Genomic DNA, 17,324 nt, shown 5'->3' with positions numbered 1-17,324 from the left:
TATGCTGATGTATTACGTTGTGATGAAGTCTAATGATATTCGCCGAAACTTAGCAACTGAACAATATTTAATGAATCAAAAAGATTTCGATGAACCACTCCTACTGTTTTACATTGAGCGACCATGTATTATTGTCGGTCGCAATCAAAATACGTATGAAGAAATCAATCAAAAATACGTTGAAGATCATAATATTATGGTGACCCGCCGGTTGTCTGGTGGGGGTGGCATTTATCAAGATCTCGGGAACCTTTGTTTTAGCTTCGTGGTTGACGCTGATTCTGAACAGTTCGGGGATTTCAAATCTTTTACACAGCCAATCGTCGATGCCCTCCATCAAATGGGCGCGACAACTGCTGAAGTTTCGGGTCGTAATGATATGTTAGTGGCTGGTAAAAAGTTTTCGGGCAACGCGATGTACACTAAAAATGGCAAAACGTTTTCTCATGGTACCCTTTCATGGGCCGTTGACTTAGATGTTTTGACACAAGCATTGAACGTCCCTGCTGATAAGATTGCTTCCAAGGGGATCAAATCGATTCGTCAACGGGTGACAAACTTAAAAGACCACGTAAATCCCGAGTATCAAAAGATGTCGACTGAAGAATTTAGAGATGTCTTACTCTTAAACCTTTTTAATGCCACAAGCATAGCGGAAATCGCCGATTGTGAATACCGATTAACGGCAGAAGATGAACAAGCCATTGATCAGATTTTTAAGGATCGCTATAGCAATTGGGACTGGGTCTATGGTAAGTCCCCCAAATCAACGATTCAAAAACGCAAACACTTCGATTTTGGAACGATTGATGCCCGCTTATTGATTGAAAATGGTAAGATTGTCAACGTGAAGTTCTACGGTGACTTCTTTGGTGCCGGCGATGCCAACGAATTGGCCGAAAAATTAGCCGGTACGGTTTATGATCGCAAACACTTAGCAAGTACCCTTGAACCAATTGATACGGCACCCTACTTTACTGGAATTTCAAAGACTGAATTAATTGAATTATTAGCCCAATAAAAAAGAGCAGTAACCAATCGGTGGTTACTGCTCTTTTTTATACATATTATTATGCGATAATCTCAGTTGTCATATTTTGTGGGTTAAAGGCTGCTTGAAGTACAGTTTTAACGGTTTGTTCAATCGCTGCTAATTGCGCTGTTGATTGGCCAAAAACATAGACAACAAGCATGGCTTCTGTCGTTTCAGGGGCAATCATCGCGCGAGTAGAATCCGAAATCGGACTACCAAAAGCGCCCTGTTGATCGACCAACGTTGGAAAGTGGCTGATGTTAATCGCACCTTTACCAATCCCAGCGTATTGAGCACCTTCTTCAGCAATTTGATAGCTGATTGGGCCATTGATTTTAGCTAAATCATAACTGCCAACCGGCAATTGTAACTTCAAGGATAGATAGTTATTTATATCAACTAGCGCATTAATTTGATAGAGCCCCTGCCCTTTAACAACGCGGCGTAGTAAGCTATCTGAAGATGGTCGATGGCGTGTTGCATCGAGGCCAATCGCTTTATACGCTTTTTTTGTTGCAATGATGTTAGGTAATTTACGAATTTGTTCGAGTGTTAAGTCACTTTCAATTTTATTGAGTAATGGTGTTAAAGTCGTATTCCAAAATGCAGTATCTTTTTTAGAATTAGCGAATCTAAATGATGCAGTTACCAATTGTGCTTGCTCTAAGTTGCCTTGTTTTGTGATGATCATGTGTCAATCCTCCAATTTGTGTTAAATGCACGGAATTAGCGGGTTGTTGGTACATCACATTCAAAAAGTGGTAAATATAACATATTGATAGCCTCCTCGATACTGATGAATATTTATTATAATCTAAATAATGCTAAAAAACAATCTGGAAACCAAAAAGTCGGTCAATGTTCATCATCATTGGCCGACTGGATTTGATTAGGCTGAGCGACGCCACTTGAGCGCGATTTTTTTAGTTTGCATGTAATATTGACAGATCCAAGCGACTAATAATGGGAAAATTAAACTGGTGAAGAATGTTAGCCAGAAATACGGACTCATGACAACTACTTTAGCAGCTGTCATAAGGCTCGTGTTATTAAAGTTTAGTGCTGTGAGCTTAGTCCAAGTTGGTAAGATTGAATTAATAATTGGGTGAATATAATGTTCAAAAAGAATATCTAGGACTACCCATATGGTAATCACAATCCACCAGATTTTACGTTCGAATAAAGTAATAAAACTGCTAATTTCAATTCCACTGGCAATCAAAATCCAGGTCCCAATAAGCATGATGAATATGAGATAAGGATCAAATAGGTTCACATTCTCTTTGAGATATGATTGGAAAACAGCAGCTGTTGTGGGATAAAAAATTATAAAGGTAACAAGCTGACTCCCAAATAAACTAACCAGATGCGTTGCATAATTAATCTTTCGGGAAACACCATTTAAAATACCAAATTCAAAATAGGGCCGAGTCATTGTAAATGACAGGATGATAAGACATAGTTGTGTGACAATTAAACCGGTCGTGACTAAACTAGCGCCTAGCAGTTCCATACTAAAGGTTTGCGTACTTAAAGTTAGTTCACTGCCAGTTGTTACAACAGCGCCAATCGCTAATGCAATTAGCAATGTTTTCCAGATGGCTGTTAATCGATAGCGTAACATTGCTTTAAACATGCTGTTCATGCCCCTTTTCGGTTAATTTAATGAAGATGGTTTGTAAATCAATATGTTTAATGGTTACCCGATCAGGAATCACCCGGTCTGGGGGTAACTCAGTATAGAGATAGTTAGTGTAGAGGGTTCCGATTTGTTCACTGGCTAAGATTGGTAAGTCCTGGCAATATGCCAAGACAGCTTCTTTAGGACCACTAATTTGATAGCTCTGAGCAAGGACTGTTTCTAAATCGTCGTCGATGATGATTCGAGATTGATCGAGAATCAAAACATGTTCAATTAAGTTAGCAATCTCTTCGATAATATGAGTTGATAAAACAAATGTCCGGGGCCGATTTTCATAAGCTTTTAAAAGATAGCGGTACAATAAAACACGGTGATTAGCATCTAATCCGAGAATCGGTTCATCTAGAAAAACGTAATCGGCTGGCACACACAAGGCAATAATTGTTTTGAAAATCGTCCGATACCCAGTTGACAATTGATTGAGTTTTTGTTTAGGATTGAGCTCAAAGTCCGCTAACATTTGATTGGCAAGGCTTTGATTGAAGGTCCCTTGTAATAAGGCGGTATCTTTCATAATCTTTTTAAGCCGGTTTTCTTTATTAAACAGGTTTTGTTCCGACATGAGATAGATAGCTTGTAAAGGATGATCTCGACCGGTTAACGGCGTTTTATGCCAACTGATTGTGCCGCTAGTAGCAGTGATTTGGTTCGCTAGAATGCTTAATAGGGTACTCTTACCAGCCCCATTTCGACCTAGCAAGCCATAAATCGTATTTGGCTTTAAGGTTAAATTGATATCGTCTAGTACAACGCGATTCCCGAATTGTTTAATCAGGTGGTTAGTCGTTAAATCAGTCATTTTGATAGCCCCTTTCAATCAGTGCAATTAAGTCGTCCTTCGACAAATGCAATTGTTGTGCTTTTGTGATGAACGCTGCGACATAATGGTCGAAAAATTCCGCTTGCCGTTGTTGATTAATTTGTTGTGGTGCTGTTGTGGTGACAAACATCCCGCGCCCTCTTTTCTTTTCAATTAAACCCTTTTCGACCAGTTGGTTCATCCCTTTCAAAACAGTTGCTGGATTGATATTAAATTGCCGTGAAATCTCAGTTGTTGAAGGCACTTGACTTTCCGGTGGGAAAACGCCGGTAAAAATGCCTTCTTCAATTTGATCAGCAATTTGTCGATAAATTGGAATGTCGTTATTAAATTCAAAAAACAAAGGATCACCTAATTTCGTTAGTCGATTGGTTAGTTACTTATGTAGTTAACTATAACACTGTTGATGAGAAAGGCAAGTCTCATTCATAAACATTTGATTTTAAAGCTATATTTAGCTATTATGTACTTATAATCAAATGTTTTTTAGAGGGGGTTCATTATGCGGGCTGCTTATTGCTTTATCGATTTAGTTGGTAGTCGGACGAATTTTACTGATCAAGCCCAGGTTTTAACCTTATTACAGCACTTACAGAAAAAACTAAATACCCGTTTTCCAGACTTACTCACACCTTTTATGGTAAAAGATGGTGATGGTTTATTAGGTGGTTTTCAAGCGGCGGATCAAGCCCAGTTGGCAGATTTATTTATCTTTTGTAACGCCTATTTACGAAGTGTGGCCTTTAGACAATTTTGGCAGCCACTTTTTGGGTCAGCAGACTTACCCGAATTTTATTTTGGTGTTGGATTAGGAACGCTAGCAACTGTTAAAAAAACAGATTATCAAGACGTCAATCGCGTAAATGGTTCGGTAATTGTTAATGCCTTGACGGCTGTTAACCAGGCAAAACAGTTAATGCAAGGGGCAACTTTACCCCTTGGCTATCCATTTCCAACCTCACTTTTTAAATGGCAATTAGTCACTGATCAGTCCGCAGAAGTCGCTAACGGCATCAGTGCTTTGCTATATTTAATTTATGAACGGTTATTAAATACCAAACTGCGGAAAGAGGCGTTTGCACTACTTTATGCGCAGCCGACTTTAAAACGCTATGAGTTGGCTCAAATTTTATGGGAAGCATATGGGGTGACAACGTATCAAGTGGATTATACGCAACAAAAAGCGCGCGCTGTGGCCTCCAGTAAAATTAGCCGCCTTCTTAATCAGATGGATTATCCACTGATTGAACAGACGCTAACAACCATTCGTGCGCAACTAAGGAACCTAGTGGCGGTGACCGCATGACGTTATTAGCGATTTTGCTGTTAGCCCATCTTTGCACAGATTTTTTAATCCAATCCGATCAGATGGCCCGGTGCAAGCGCTCGACGAAACTGGCCGTTAAATGGTACCCGTTATTGGGCCATGCATTGACTCAAGTTCCAGTGGCTATCGGCATCTGGTTAGTCGGAAAACTGCTGCGTGTTCCAAGGTGGCCATCGATTGAAATATTCGTGATTAGCTTAATAATTACTGTGATAACCCACTGGCTAATCGACGTCACTAAGCAGAATTGTCAGCCTATTTTAAAACGGGCCTTACGGTTAAAAACCAATCAAGTTCCCCTAATTAGTTACATCTTCGATCAGCTTTTGCACCTGCTGGTCATTGAGATGGTTAGTCGCTTATTGATGACTAATTGGCAATCAACGACTATGAGTCGGTGGTTATTAGCCGCAAGCGTTACGCTTAGTACGTTATATTTTGCTGATTATTTTATTAGTTTATTTTTAAAAAGTTTAGATCTAAACGCGGAACGTTTGCCAGACCGGGCACAATTGGGGCGACACATTGGTCGGCTTGAGCGTTTGGCGATTTTATTATTATTTTATACGAATAATGTCGCGAGTATTGCGGTTGTAGTCGCAATTAAAGCCCTGACACGCTTTCGCGCCATTGAAGCTAATCAACAGCATTTCGCAGAATACTATTTAATCGGTAGTTTATTAAGTCTTATCTTTGGTTGCTTAGGTGGTTGCTTACTTAAATTAATTTGACAAAAAAAGCCGTTCGGATAATTTCTCCGAACGGCTTTTTAATTTCCTTAAAAATATTAATTACTAATCACTAATAACGACTTAATGGCTTGTCGTTTATCCATTGCAGCGTATGCTGCTTGAATTTGATCTAATGTAAAGCGTTGTGTGAAAACCTGACCAGGATTAATTTCACCCTTTAAAACAGCATCAAGTAATCGCGCTTTATCATGGGTAGTAACTGCCGCAACGCCCCCACGGAGACCAATATTTTTACGGAATAAGGCGTTTGTATTCATTTCAGCTTTTTGTGGAATTCCAACACGCCCAATAATGGCGCCAGCGCCAGCGACGGCCACAGCTGTTTCAACAGATTGTTCAGTCCCGACACATTCTAAGACGGCATTGGCCCCTGCATTATTAGTGAGCGTCATCACTTTCGCGACGGCTTCATCACCACGTTCAGCAACAATATCCGTTGCACCGAATTCAAGTGCCATTTTTTGACGATCTGCATGACGACTCATTGCAATAATCCGGTTAGCGCCAAGTAATTTAGCCCCAATCACCCCACATAAACCAACAGCACCATCGCCCATGACAACCACTGTGTCACCAGGTTTAACTTCAGCACTAACGGCAGCGTGGTAGCCGGTTGCCATAACATCTGAAAGCGTCAATAAATTATTGAGCATTTCATCAGAGTAATCACTTGGTTGACCGGGGACTTTAACGAGTCCCCAGTTAGCGTTGGTATAACGTAAGAATTCTCCTTGATAACCGCCATTTCCACCATGTTCTTGGTTGATACAATCCCCATCGAATCCAGCGAGACAAGCTGCACAGTGTCCGCAACCATGGGTAAATGGTACAATCACAAAATCGCCGGCTTTAATATCAGTCACAGCGGCACCAACTGTCTCAACAACGCCGATTGCTTCGTGACCGACTAAGGAACCCGCTTTACGTTGTGAAAGACCGCGATACCACCATAAATCTGAACCACAAACGCAAGCGCGAATGATCCGGATAACGGCATCTGTGTCTTTTTCGATTAGTGGCTTCGGCACCTCTGTAATTATCATTTTTCCAGGTTCAATAAAAGTTGCTGCTTTCATAAAAAACATCTCCTAAAAGTTTTTTTGACGTGTTTCTTCCTATTAATATAAGCATATTTCTTAAAGTAATCATCATTTATAGGATGGCGATTATTACTATCTATCTTAAATCATACTTTAAGACGCGCTTTTTTAAAGGCCAATCGCCAATTGTTGTTTCTTACTCAACACTTCATCTTGAGTAATGCCGATATAATGCAGCGTTGTTTCTTGCGTCGAATGACCAAAATCAATCATTAATGATCGAACATCACCGAATTGTTTATAGAACCAGTAGCCGTAAGTTTTACGCATCGTATGGGTGCCGATATCATTGCGGCCGAGCTTCTTCCCTGCTTCAGTTAACAAGCGATAAACGCCGTTGACGGTGATGTGGTTATCGCCGACACGACTCGGAAATAACCAATCATTACCTACCAATTCATTATTTTGAATATAGGAACTGATGTACGGCCGTAAACTGGTTAAACTAATTTGGCGCCACTTTCCCGTTTTTTGTTCAACAATAACGGGATTATCTTCAATCACATCTTTGACTTTTAATTGCACGATATCAGAACATCGTAAGCCAGTATTAATCCCAAGTAAAAATAATAAATAGTTGCGGCTCCCCATTTGTGAATGGCGTAAGATGACTTTCATATCTTCAATCTCGTCTTTTGTCCGTAAGGGTTGAACGTTTAGTTTTTTACCTTTTTTAGTTCGTGATTTTCGCATATTTTTTCCGCCTTTTTGAGCGCATTCTTTTTATCTATATCATTATAAACCATGCGGTCGTATTTTGCACCCTTAATTATCGTTGATTTAAAGGGATTTTGAGCGCATTCTTTGTACCAAAAGAATGCGCTCAAATGCATTAAACAGCAGCTACACCTAAATTGCGGTCTAATCACGTTTATTCAACGTCAATCATCACAGGCGCATTTTAAGCGCGTTTCAGATTGCAAAGCGGACAAGTGGTCACGAAAGTTGCTTAAAATGCGAATTTGAAAAGTAACCTTTAAAAGCCAAAAAAACAGAGTTAAGTCCAACGGCTTAACTCTGTTTTTTTAATACCCTGCTGATAAGTCTACTGGATTGACGATCAATTCGCCCTTATCCAAATAGCTAGGTAAATTTTGTTCAAAAATTTTAAACAGACGTTCATGGATATCAGTAATGTATCCGGAAACGTGTGGCGTGATAATCAAGTTCGGTGTAGTCCATAATGGTGAATCACTGGCTAGTGGTTCATTTTGGGCAACATCGATTGCCGCGCCTGCTAAATGTTTAGTTTGTAAGTAGTGCATCAAAGCTGCTTCGTCAACTGAAGCCCCCCGCCCCAAATTGAAGAAGTAAGCGCCACGATGGAGTTGCGAGAAAAAGGTGGTGTCAAAGAACCGGTTAGTGACCGGTGTTAACGGCATCACATTAACCACGAAATCTGCTTGTGGTAAGACTTGCTGATAATCCGTGTCCGTTAGAATCTGATCAAAATTGGCAACGGGTTTTCCATGACGATTGACGCCAATTGTGTGCATATCCATGACGTGCGCATATTTTGCAATCTCTTCACCAATTTGTCCTGTACCGAAAACTAAGAGAGTGCGGTGTTCTAAATTGATCATTTGCGCGCCAATAGCATGATGATCCCATTGATGGGTTGTTTGTGCAGGGAGGCTCTGATAAATCCCACGGGTAAAGTGTAATATGTAACTTAATGCGGTCTGCGCGATTGGTTTTGCATGCATCCCGCGGGCGTTTGATACAAGCACGCCCTGCTTAGCTAACGTTGATAATGGTAAATAATCAACCCCAGAGCTTGCGGTTTGAATCCATTTTAATTGATTAGCGGGCGTTGCTAAAATTTGGGGGCCCACTTCTTTGTTCCAACCGAACATAATCTCAATACTAGCCAGTTGACTTGGTTTTAAATCGGCTAAAGCGATAATAGTTAAACCTTGTGCGGTTAGTGCTTTGACGTGTTGTTCGGGAATTTTTTCTGCTGCTAAAATGACTGTCAAGTCGATCCCTCACCTTATTATTTAAGTAATCTTTATTATAAGGGATTTTCAGTAAATAAAAAAGCATTACCGTCTGAAAACGGCAATGCTTTACAAAAACTTTTATTTTTTTTCAGCCCGTGGCCATACTGGACGCCCCCAGTATTGGAATAAATCCGTTTGAATCCGACCATTGTATAATTTCCGCCGTTTGGTTGCGCGTTGGCCGAAGGATTCTTGGAATTGCAAGTCACTCGTTAAAATATACTTACTCCAAGTCTTCAATGGGCGATAAGTATTCCCCATTTCTTTATACAAAGCACGCGCTTGTGTTTGATCACTCAATCGTTTCCCGTAAGGTGGATTGGCGATGATGACCCCGTTGGTTAAGTCCGTCTTGAAATCTTTAACAGCTAGTTGTTTGAATTGGATATCATGTAAGACACCAGCTTCGTTAGCATTTAACTTAGCAATATCAATCATGTTTTGATCAATATCGTAGCCAAAAATTTCAAGTGGGGTGACTTTGACGGCTGCTTTGGCTTCTGCTTTGGCAGTTTCTAAAACTGATGCAGCAATCCAGTCAAAGGCTTCAAAGGCAAATTGGCGATGCATACCAGGTGCGATATTGTGACCGATTAAGGCGGCTTCAATCGCGATGGTCCCAGAACCAGTCGTTGGATCAACAAATGGCATATCTGCTTGCCAACGGCTCAAGAGAACTAAGGCTGCCGCAAAGTTTTCTTTCAAAGGTGCGTCCCCTTTTTCAAGCCGATAGCCTCGTTTAAATAAACTAGGCCCAGTTGTATCTAAGCTAATTGTCACGACATCTTTTAAGATACTAACTTCAAGCGGATAGGTTGCCCCCGTTTCAGCTAAACGTGTACGGCGGTGATAGACAGTACTTAACTTATCAACAATTGCTTTTTTAGTGATGGCTTGAACGTCTGGTTCACTATGCAACGTTGAGCGGACCGAACGTCCAGCAACTGGAAAAGCAGCATCTAATGGTAAGAATTCGTCCCACGGTAAAGCCTTAACCTGTTCAAAAAGGTCGTCGAAGGTTTTGGCTTCAAATTGGCCAATCACAATTTTTACTCGATCAGCACTGCGTAACCAAAGATTGGCTTTGGCAATATCTGCCCCATCACCTTCAAAATACACCCGGCCATTGTCTGAACGGGTTTCATAACCGAGATGTTGTAATTCTTTGGCCGTAATGGATTCAATCCCACTTGCCATTGTTGCGTATAGTTGGTAAGTCATGTTTTTAAAGATCCCCTTAGGAAATTATTTTTTAAATAAAAAGAGCTTGGGCAAAAGCCCAAGCCACCTGATTGTAAACCTCTATAGGCCATGTTTTGTTCCAGAACTTCCCCAGGAAGAAAGTTCCTTCAGTAATCATCTATCTGTTCTTACGAACTCTCATTTTTAGTTCATTTCCATAAATGAGACGCCCCTACCAAAGTTTGGGTTGCTCGCTCGCGGGGTTTACCTCGTTCCACCGTCCAAGTTTCCAAGGACGCTTCGTCACTGTGGCACTATTTAAGGATATTCACGCATGGCCGAAGCTTTAGCGCTTTTTCCGCCGTTACCATTAAGGCACCCTGGCTTATTGGGCCAGGCACGAACACTACAAGCATCTCAGCTTGTGCGGGCATGGACCTTCCTCAGCCTACCGATGTAGACCGCGATTACTCAAGATTTACAAATATTGAATCAATGTTTATAAGTATATCATAAGATTAAAGGTTTGTCTCGTCAAATTATGAATGATTTTGAACTCTTGTCTGTGTTGCTTGATTTTGTTCACTTAACTTAGCACCGAACACATGACGTTCGAGGTTGGATAAGCGTTTCAAAATATCATAGTTTGTTGCTGCTGAAGCTTGTTGTGGTGTGCTTTCCTTCACATTATCAGAAACACTTAGTTGGCGGTTTAATTCGTCAACCTTCTTGAACAAACGGGTATTTTCAGCTGTTAGTCGATCGATTGCTTCTTGATAAGTTTGATAGTCTTTAATCACTAAATCAAGGTACCCATCGACTTCTTCAGGATCATAGCCGCGCATTTTTGTTTTAAATTCTTTTTTCAATATATCAGTTGGGTTCAATTCGATTTCAATTTGATTGTCCATTTTGACACCTCATTTAGAATAAATGTACTGTGATTCCCATTATAGCAAAGTTGTTAAAGAATTAAAACTCTTGCTGATTTAATTCCGCTAACTCCGTCGCGATATCCTGTAGTTCGAAAAAATCAACCAAGTTAATCGGATAAGCTTGGTTTTCTTGATATTGTAAGGCTGCGTGATAGTCATACTCTGGTTTACCGGGTGATTCACGATCATAGTATAACAGTTGCCCATCCGTATGTGTCAGCATGAATTGTTGGTACTGGCGCAACTGTTGTGGCCCAGAATAAGGCGCGTTAATTACCGGTTCGCAAAAATCGACTCGCGCTTTAAGTTGACTTAATTGCGCTTGGTTATTTTCGTTCCACTGGTGACCAAAATCGTTAAAGGGTAGCATCATCGCTAATTTTAGATCTGGATAGTCCGCTTTTAATTCGAAAGCAACTTGCAGACTCCACTGTTCAATCCCCATTTGGCCGCCAGTGATAACCCACTCGAGGCCATCATCTAAATATTGTATTAATTGCTTTTTTAATGAATATTTAATTACTTTAAGTTTTTCATCAGTTTCGCCAAAAACACCGAGCTCATAACTGCGATAGCCGCTCACCCATAGTCGTTTCAAGTCAGGTTCCTCCCAAATGATTTTCAATTAAACTAAAGATTGCTATAATAGTGAAACAGGAGTGTGATTTTCAATGGCCTTTCATTATCCTAACGGACAGCCTTATACAAATAATGAGCCAAAACCAAGTAAAAAGCAAGTTAAGCAGCCAAAAGCAACAACGTTATTTGGTAAACGTGGCATGACGTTGGAAGAAGAACTCAATGATAGTAATCAGTATTATCGATTACATGCAACGGCTGTCGTATACAAGAAACCAACGCCAATTCAGATTGTCAAGGTCGACTACCCCGCCCGTAGTCAGGCAGTTATTAAGGAAGCTTATTTTAAACAAGCGTCAACGACTGACTATAATGGGATCTATCAGGGACGCTACGTCGATTTTGAAGCCAAGGAAACGAAAAATAAAACCGCGTTTCCGTTTCGAAACTTTCATCAACACCAAATTGAACATTTCAGAGCTTGCTTGGATCAAGGTGGCATTTGCTTTGTTATTATGAAGTTTGTCCCTTTGCAACGTCTGTTCTTGTATCCTGCAACAGTGCTCATTAACCGCTGGGACGCGCAAGTCGCTGGTGCCCGAAAATCAATTCCACTTAGTGATGTAATTGACAATGGGATTGAGATTAAGTATCAACTTAACCCCATTATTCCCTACTTAGATGCCGTAGATCAGTTGTTAAAACGGCCAAATAAAGGAGTTTAAAGAAAAATGTCCGATAATCGAAATACTAATAATTCACGGGTTGCCCGGCACAAGGCCGAAGCAAAACCCGTTACCAAGAAACAACGCCCCTTATTTTTCAAAATCTTAAAATGGTTGTTACTCTTAATTGTAGTTGCCATTGTGGCGGGGATTGGGTTGTTTGCCTATTACGTCAAAGACACACCAAATCTATCACAAGGTGATTTACAAAGTCCCAACGCGACGATTTTATACGATGATCAAGGCAAACCTTTTAAAACCATCGGTGGCGAAAATCGTAGCTATGCCAATAGTAATCAAATCCCACAAACGTTAAAAGATGCGGTGGTTTCGATTGAAGATCGCCGTTTCTATAAAGAAAAATTCGGAATTGATCCGATTCGAATCGCGTCTGCTGCTGTTGCTAATATCACCGGTAAATCACCACTAGGATTACAGGGTGGGAGTACCTTGACCCAGCAGTTGATTAAACTGTCGAAATTCTCAACGAAAAATAGTGACCAAACCTTCAGACGAAAAGCGCAAGAAGCGTGGCTTGCCGTGCAAGTCGAACGGCAATATTCAAAAGACCAAATTCTAGAGTATTATATGAACAAAGTCTACCTGAACAATGGTGTCTATGGTATGGGCACGGCGGCTAAGTATTACTACGGCAAATCATTGAAGGCGTTGAGTTTACCCCAACTTGCTTTGATTGCCGGCATGCCACAATCACCAAGTAATTATGATCCTTACTTACATCCTGATTTAGCCAAGAAACGACGTGACTTAGTCCTTGATGCGCTCTTGCGGAACAATAAGATTACGGCCACTGAAGCTGACCAAGCTAAACAAGCCCCAATCAATACGGGCTTAGTGGATCAACAAGCAAAGGCGAATGGGTCAACTGATGCTAAAGCAACCGATGCTTACGTCAAAGAAGTGATTGCCGACTTGAAGAAAAAAGGCTACGACCCTTATACAGCTGGTTTGAAAGTGTATACCAACATTAATATGGATGCCCAACGTAAGTTATACGATGTGGTCAATAACGATTCTAGTATTCCATTCCCTGATGATCAACTGCAAACAGCAGTTTCAATCACTGATCCGAATAACGGCCGGATTGTGGCAATGATTGGTGGGCGTAAAACTGGCGATGTGCAACTCGGTTACAACCGGGCGGTACAATCTGGTCGCAGTAACGGGTCTTCGATGAAACCACTGATGGATTACGGTCCAGCCATCGAATATCTTGATTACTCCACCGCTCACAAATTACAAGATGTTCCTTACACATATCCTGGAACCAATATTCAATTGCATAACTTTGATGGCCGTTATCTTGGTACCATTACTGCACGCAATGCACTCGCTAACTCACGAAACGTTCCTGCTATTGAACTGTTAGAGGCAGTTGGGATGACTAAGGCCCGTGAATTTGTGAAAGGCTTAGGAATTAATGTTCCCGCTGATACCGGTCTTTCTTACGGGATTGGTGGGAATGTTTCAACCGTTGATGAAGCCGCTGCATATGGCGCATTTGCAAATGGTGGTACTTATTACGCACCAACTTATATTCATAAAGTTGAAACAGCCGATGGGATTACCCATAATTATGATTCTGATGGCACACAGGCGATGAAGAGTTCAACGGCCTACATGATTACCGACATGTTAAAAGACGTCATTAGAAACGGTTCTGGAACATTAGCACAAATCCCAGGCCTCCATCAAGCTGGTAAGACTGGGACAACTGATTATTCTAGCGAAGAAATTGCTAAATCGGGATTAAATTCAAATTTAGCGAAAGATAGCTGGTTTGCTGGTTATACGAAGAACTATTCTGTGACGGTTTGGACTGGCTATGATGAACCCCTTAAAAACGGCTTAACAATGAGTGAGCGCAATATCGCTGCTTATATTTATAAAACGATGATGGCTTATCTTGCCCAGAACGCAACCAACTCAGACTGGACAATGCCAAGTAACGTGGTTGCTAAAAACGTTGCCGGGGTACGGGAACTCTACATTAAAGGAACAACAACAATTCCAAGTGCTTCAAGCAGTCGGTCTTCTTCAGGCAGTGTGCTTTACTCTAGCTCCGAAACACCGATTCGCTCAAGCAGTGAGGTTTCTAGCTCAAGTAGCGTCGTTGAAACATCAAGTGAATCTTCCAGTGTGTCTGAAAGCTCATCTTCAAGCGCTTCAAGTGAAAGTTCACAATCATCAGCGACCTCGTCTGCTGCATCTAATCCGGAATCGAGCTCGACTTCGCAAGTCCAACAACCTCTTAAATAATAAAAAAGAACCGTTTAACCAACGTTTATCGTTGAGCTGAACGGTTCTTTTTTTACCAATGATTTAGCCACGGTCTTGAATCATTTGTTGTCCGGCATGACAGATACTTAATAAGGGACATTCAGTGCAATGTGGTTTGCGCGCGGTACAAACTTGGCGGCCGAATAAAATTAAAGTATGGTGGGCTTGCACCCAGGTTTTCTTAGGGAGTTTAGCTTGAAAATCTTTTTCTATCTGCGTTACCGAAGCATCTTGTGCACTGATTTCGAGTCGCTTGGCAATCCGAGTGACGTGTGTATCAACGGCAAACGACGGGACATTAAATGCGTCGCCTAAGACCACATTAGCGGTTTTGCGGCCAACTCCAGCTAGTTGCTCCAATTCAGCATGCGTGTTTGGTACTTCGCCATTAAAATCAGCTATTAGTTGCTGGCAACAAGTTTTAATGTGTTTGGCTTTATTATGATATAACCCGATTGAACGAATGTCAGCTTCAATGGCGGTAATCTTTGCCGCCGCAAAACTAGCAGGTGTCGGAAAATCAGCGAACAGTTGTGGCGTGACCTTATTAACGGAAACGTCGGTGGCTTGTGCACTGAGCATTACCGCAATCAATAGTTGAAATGGTGAATCAGCAACTAGTGCGCCTTTTGCGTCCGGAATTAATTCATATAGTTGGTGCATTGCCCACTGTGTCTTGACTTTTGATAACATCCGGTTCATCTCCTATTTGATTAACGTCTTGGGTGTGCTTTTTGGTAAGCTTGTAACGACTCTTTATCAGTGATATTTTGTTTCTGCCAGTTGAGCAAAATCTTATCAACATACTTTAAGGAATAAACTTGATTTAAGACGGCTTCGCGAACGGCTAATTGAATCAGTTCTGGATGATAATGGTCTAAATCCAACCAGTTAGCGACAATCTCGGATTCCAACGGCGATAATGGTCGGCCTAAGGCTTGTTCAACTTGATTAAAAACCACACTCCGTTGATTACCATCTAAAGCTTGTTGAGTGCTTTGTGCATCTTGGACGGCTAGAACGCTTAATTTAGTTAAAGCGGGTGTGAGATCGTAATGATCTTCAGCCTGCCCTTTTTCATTGACCGATGACTTAAGGGTAATTAGTTTTTTTTGTAAAAGTTGATGAATCAATGCGTAAATTTGGCTGGGTTCAACCCCCATTCGTTCACCAATCACAGCTAAATCAGGAAAGTCATTATTTTGACTAGCAAAATCACTGAGTTGTAAATAAACAACTAATTCTTCAGAAGACATCTTGAGCGCTTGATAGTGATGTAGTAACAGTCGTGAGATACTCAGTTGGCCGCCTCGTAAAAATGCGGTGAGTTCATTCATATTTTAGCCTTCTTTTCTAAAAATTCATTAGTTCTATTGTAACTAATTTGGGCCAAATAAAAAAGCGGCGTGAACCGGATTTTGGTTCACGCCGCTTTAGTGGATAACTAGGTTTCTGCGCGATTAATGCTTAAGAACGCATGCCTTTCAATACACGTTTTATGGTTTGATTCTGTTAATCATTCGTGGGAATGGGATCGTTTCACGTAAGTGATCGATACCACAGATCCATGTGATGGCGCGTTCTAGACCTAAACCGAAACCAGAATGTGGTACTGATCCATAACGCCGTAAGTCTAAGTACCATTGATATTCTTCAAGGTCTAAGCCTTTTGCTTTAATTTCGGCTTCTAGTTTGTCGAAATCAGTTTCACGTTCACTACCACCGATAATTTCACCGTAACCTTCTGGTGCCAATAAATCAGCACATAAGTAGACATCGTCACGCGTTGGATGTGGTTTCATATAGAAAGGTTTAATCGCTTTTGGATAGTTCAAAATGAAGACTGGTTGTTCAAATTGATCAGATAAATAAGTTTCATCTGGTGCCCCAAAGTCATCGCCCCATTTAATATCGAAGTCCGCTGCTTGTAACATTTCAATTGCCTTATCATATGAAATGCGGGGGTATGGTGTTTTGGTATATTTCTTTAATTGATCAATGTCACGGTCCAATAATTTTAATTCATAGGCACAGTGATCAATGACATTTTGAACCAGGTAAGCAACATATTTTTCTTGTACTTCAAGACTTTCATCTTGGGTTGTGAAGGCCATTTCTGGTTCAATCATCCAAAATTCAGTTAAATGACGCCGAGTTTTAGATTTTTCAGCACGGAAAACAGGGCCGAAGGTGAAGACTTTACCAAAGGCCATGGCGCCAGCTTCAGCATATAACTGACCACTTTGTGTTAAATAGGCGTCATTGTCGAAATATTCGATGTGGAATAATTCGGTCGTCCCTTCTGGTGCACTACCAGTTAAGATGGGGGGATCCATCTTGATGAAGCCTTCTTGGTTAAAGAATTCATAAGAAGCACGAATGATTTCATTTCTGATTTTCATGATCGCAAATGGGCGTTTTGAACGTAACCACAAGTGACGGTGATCTAATAAGAATTCAATCCCATGTTCTTTAGGGGTGATTGGGTATTCGCTGCTGTCACCAACTAATTCGATGTCCGAAATTTCAATCTCATAACCAAAGTGGGAGCGGGTATCTTCATGGATGACCCCTGTTACCCACATACTTGACTCTTGTTTGACATCTTTGGCCAATTGGAAAACGGCTTCGCTCACTTGGCTTTTAACAACAACCCCTTGGAAAAAGGCCGTGCCGTCTCGTAATTGAAGGAATGAAATCTTCCCACTTGAACGTTTGTCAGTTAACCAAACGCCAATTTTAACTTCTTCATCGACATGGTTTTTTGCATCGATAATACTGATTTTTTTAACCATAAACTTGTCTCCTTATGTGCAACATTTAATTTACAACAGTTCAAAATAACTGATAATAATTATTATATAA

The 17,324-nt window shown here is 40.9% G+C and carries 18 protein-coding genes and 1 other RNA gene; 5 read left to right on the top strand and 14 right to left on the bottom strand.

The features are described from left to right. Nucleotides 1–7 precede the first annotated feature (7 nt). Nucleotides 8–1,021, top strand: coding sequence for a lipoate--protein ligase (locus tag J7Q78_RS01855; protein WP_208422294.1), 1,014 nt, complete (start codon nucleotides 8–10; stop codon nucleotides 1,019–1,021). A 49-nt stretch (nucleotides 1,022–1,070) separates the two neighbouring features. Here the strand turns inward: J7Q78_RS01855 and J7Q78_RS01850 are convergent, their stop codons facing one another. From J7Q78_RS01850 to J7Q78_RS01835, 4 genes are all read right to left on the bottom strand, one after another. Beyond that, the gene (locus J7Q78_RS01850; protein WP_208422293.1) at nucleotides 1,071–1,724 is read right to left on the bottom strand and encodes a B3/B4 domain-containing protein; all 654 of its coding nucleotides are present in this window, start codon (nucleotides 1,722–1,724) and stop codon (nucleotides 1,071–1,073) included. Nucleotides 1,725–1,922: 198 nt separating this feature from the next. Beyond that, a complete protein-coding gene (locus tag J7Q78_RS01845; protein ID WP_208422292.1) occupies nucleotides 1,923–2,669 on the bottom strand; it encodes a hypothetical protein in 747 nt (248 codons plus the stop codon). Further along, complete coding sequence (locus J7Q78_RS01840; protein ID WP_208422291.1) at nucleotides 2,662–3,534, bottom strand: ATP-binding cassette domain-containing protein; 873 nt, start codon at nucleotides 3,532–3,534, stop codon at nucleotides 2,662–2,664. Before J7Q78_RS01840 ends, J7Q78_RS01845 begins: the two co-directional genes overlap by 8 nt. After that, on the bottom strand, nucleotides 3,527–3,898 hold the full coding sequence (locus J7Q78_RS01835; protein WP_154241985.1) for a GntR family transcriptional regulator: 372 nt from the start codon (nucleotides 3,896–3,898) through the stop codon (nucleotides 3,527–3,529). The genes J7Q78_RS01840 and J7Q78_RS01835 overlap by 8 nt, the downstream gene beginning before the upstream one ends. A gap of 159 nt (nucleotides 3,899–4,057) precedes the next feature. Here J7Q78_RS01835 and J7Q78_RS01830 point away from each other — a divergent pair, with 159 nt between their 5' ends. Next, on the top strand, nucleotides 4,058–4,861 hold the full coding sequence (locus J7Q78_RS01830) for a hypothetical protein (protein WP_208422290.1): 804 nt from the start codon (nucleotides 4,058–4,060) through the stop codon (nucleotides 4,859–4,861). Next, entirely contained in the window at nucleotides 4,858–5,613 is a 756-nt protein-coding gene (locus J7Q78_RS01825) for a DUF3307 domain-containing protein (RefSeq protein WP_208427747.1), read from the top strand. The genes J7Q78_RS01830 and J7Q78_RS01825 overlap by 4 nt, the downstream gene beginning before the upstream one ends. A gap of 56 nt (nucleotides 5,614–5,669) precedes the next feature. On the opposite strand, the gene J7Q78_RS01820 is transcribed toward J7Q78_RS01825, so the two are convergent. The 7 genes from J7Q78_RS01820 to J7Q78_RS01790 form a co-directional block, all read right to left on the bottom strand. Then, nucleotides 5,670–6,710 (bottom strand): zinc-binding dehydrogenase, encoded by a 1,041-nt coding sequence (locus tag J7Q78_RS01820; RefSeq protein ID WP_208422746.1) that lies wholly within the window; start codon nucleotides 6,708–6,710, stop codon nucleotides 5,670–5,672. Between the two features lie 132 nt (nucleotides 6,711–6,842). Then, the gene (locus J7Q78_RS01815; RefSeq protein ID WP_208422747.1) at nucleotides 6,843–7,427 is read right to left on the bottom strand and encodes a tyrosine-type recombinase/integrase; all 585 of its coding nucleotides are present in this window, start codon (nucleotides 7,425–7,427) and stop codon (nucleotides 6,843–6,845) included. A gap of 332 nt (nucleotides 7,428–7,759) precedes the next feature. Then, the gene (locus J7Q78_RS01810; protein WP_208422748.1) at nucleotides 7,760–8,713 is read right to left on the bottom strand and encodes a phosphoglycerate dehydrogenase; all 954 of its coding nucleotides are present in this window, start codon (nucleotides 8,711–8,713) and stop codon (nucleotides 7,760–7,762) included. Between the two features lie 102 nt (nucleotides 8,714–8,815). Further along, nucleotides 8,816–9,958 (bottom strand): THUMP domain-containing class I SAM-dependent RNA methyltransferase, encoded by a 1,143-nt coding sequence (locus J7Q78_RS01805; RefSeq protein ID WP_208422749.1) that lies wholly within the window; start codon nucleotides 9,956–9,958, stop codon nucleotides 8,816–8,818. 79 nt (nucleotides 9,959–10,037) lie between these two features. Then, an RNA gene (gene rnpB / locus J7Q78_RS01800) (RNase P RNA component class B) lies at nucleotides 10,038–10,398 on the bottom strand. Between the two features lie 60 nt (nucleotides 10,399–10,458). Beyond that, nucleotides 10,459–10,830, bottom strand: a complete 372-nt coding sequence (gpsB, locus tag J7Q78_RS01795) for a cell division regulator GpsB (protein ID WP_208422750.1) — start codon at nucleotides 10,828–10,830, stop codon at nucleotides 10,459–10,461. A gap of 61 nt (nucleotides 10,831–10,891) precedes the next feature. Then, nucleotides 10,892–11,452 carry a DUF1273 domain-containing protein gene (locus J7Q78_RS01790; protein WP_154241977.1) on the bottom strand — a complete coding sequence of 187 codons (561 nt, stop codon included), beginning with the start codon at nucleotides 11,450–11,452 and terminating at the stop codon, nucleotides 10,892–10,894. A 73-nt stretch (nucleotides 11,453–11,525) separates the two neighbouring features. Here J7Q78_RS01790 and recU point away from each other — a divergent pair, with 73 nt between their 5' ends. Both recU and J7Q78_RS01780 read left to right on the top strand, forming a co-directional pair. Continuing rightward, on the top strand, nucleotides 11,526–12,158 hold the full coding sequence (recU, locus tag J7Q78_RS01785) for a Holliday junction resolvase RecU (protein WP_208422751.1): 633 nt from the start codon (nucleotides 11,526–11,528) through the stop codon (nucleotides 12,156–12,158). 6 nt (nucleotides 12,159–12,164) lie between these two features. Beyond that, nucleotides 12,165–14,438 (top strand): PBP1A family penicillin-binding protein, encoded by a 2,274-nt coding sequence (locus J7Q78_RS01780; RefSeq protein WP_208422752.1) that lies wholly within the window; start codon nucleotides 12,165–12,167, stop codon nucleotides 14,436–14,438. Nucleotides 14,439–14,501: 63 nt separating this feature from the next. On the opposite strand, the gene nth is transcribed toward J7Q78_RS01780, so the two are convergent. The 3 genes from nth to asnS form a co-directional block, all read right to left on the bottom strand. Then, a complete protein-coding gene (nth, locus tag J7Q78_RS01775) occupies nucleotides 14,502–15,152 on the bottom strand; it encodes an endonuclease III (protein WP_154241974.1) in 651 nt (216 codons plus the stop codon). A 20-nt stretch (nucleotides 15,153–15,172) separates the two neighbouring features. Next, nucleotides 15,173–15,796 carry a DnaD domain protein gene (locus J7Q78_RS01770; protein ID WP_154241973.1) on the bottom strand — a complete coding sequence of 208 codons (624 nt, stop codon included), beginning with the start codon at nucleotides 15,794–15,796 and terminating at the stop codon, nucleotides 15,173–15,175. A 159-nt stretch (nucleotides 15,797–15,955) separates the two neighbouring features. Next, nucleotides 15,956–17,254, bottom strand: a complete 1,299-nt coding sequence (gene asnS, locus J7Q78_RS01765; RefSeq protein ID WP_154241972.1) for an asparagine--tRNA ligase — start codon at nucleotides 17,252–17,254, stop codon at nucleotides 15,956–15,958. Between the last annotated feature and the right edge of the window lie 70 nt (nucleotides 17,255–17,324).

Origin of the sequence: Latilactobacillus fragifolii, from assembly GCF_905332535.1 — a bacterium.
GTDB lineage: Bacteria > Bacillota > Bacilli > Lactobacillales > Lactobacillaceae > Latilactobacillus > Latilactobacillus fragifolii.
The sequence above is the reverse complement of the archived record's forward strand: the minus strand, read 5'-3'. Positions and strand labels throughout refer to the sequence as shown.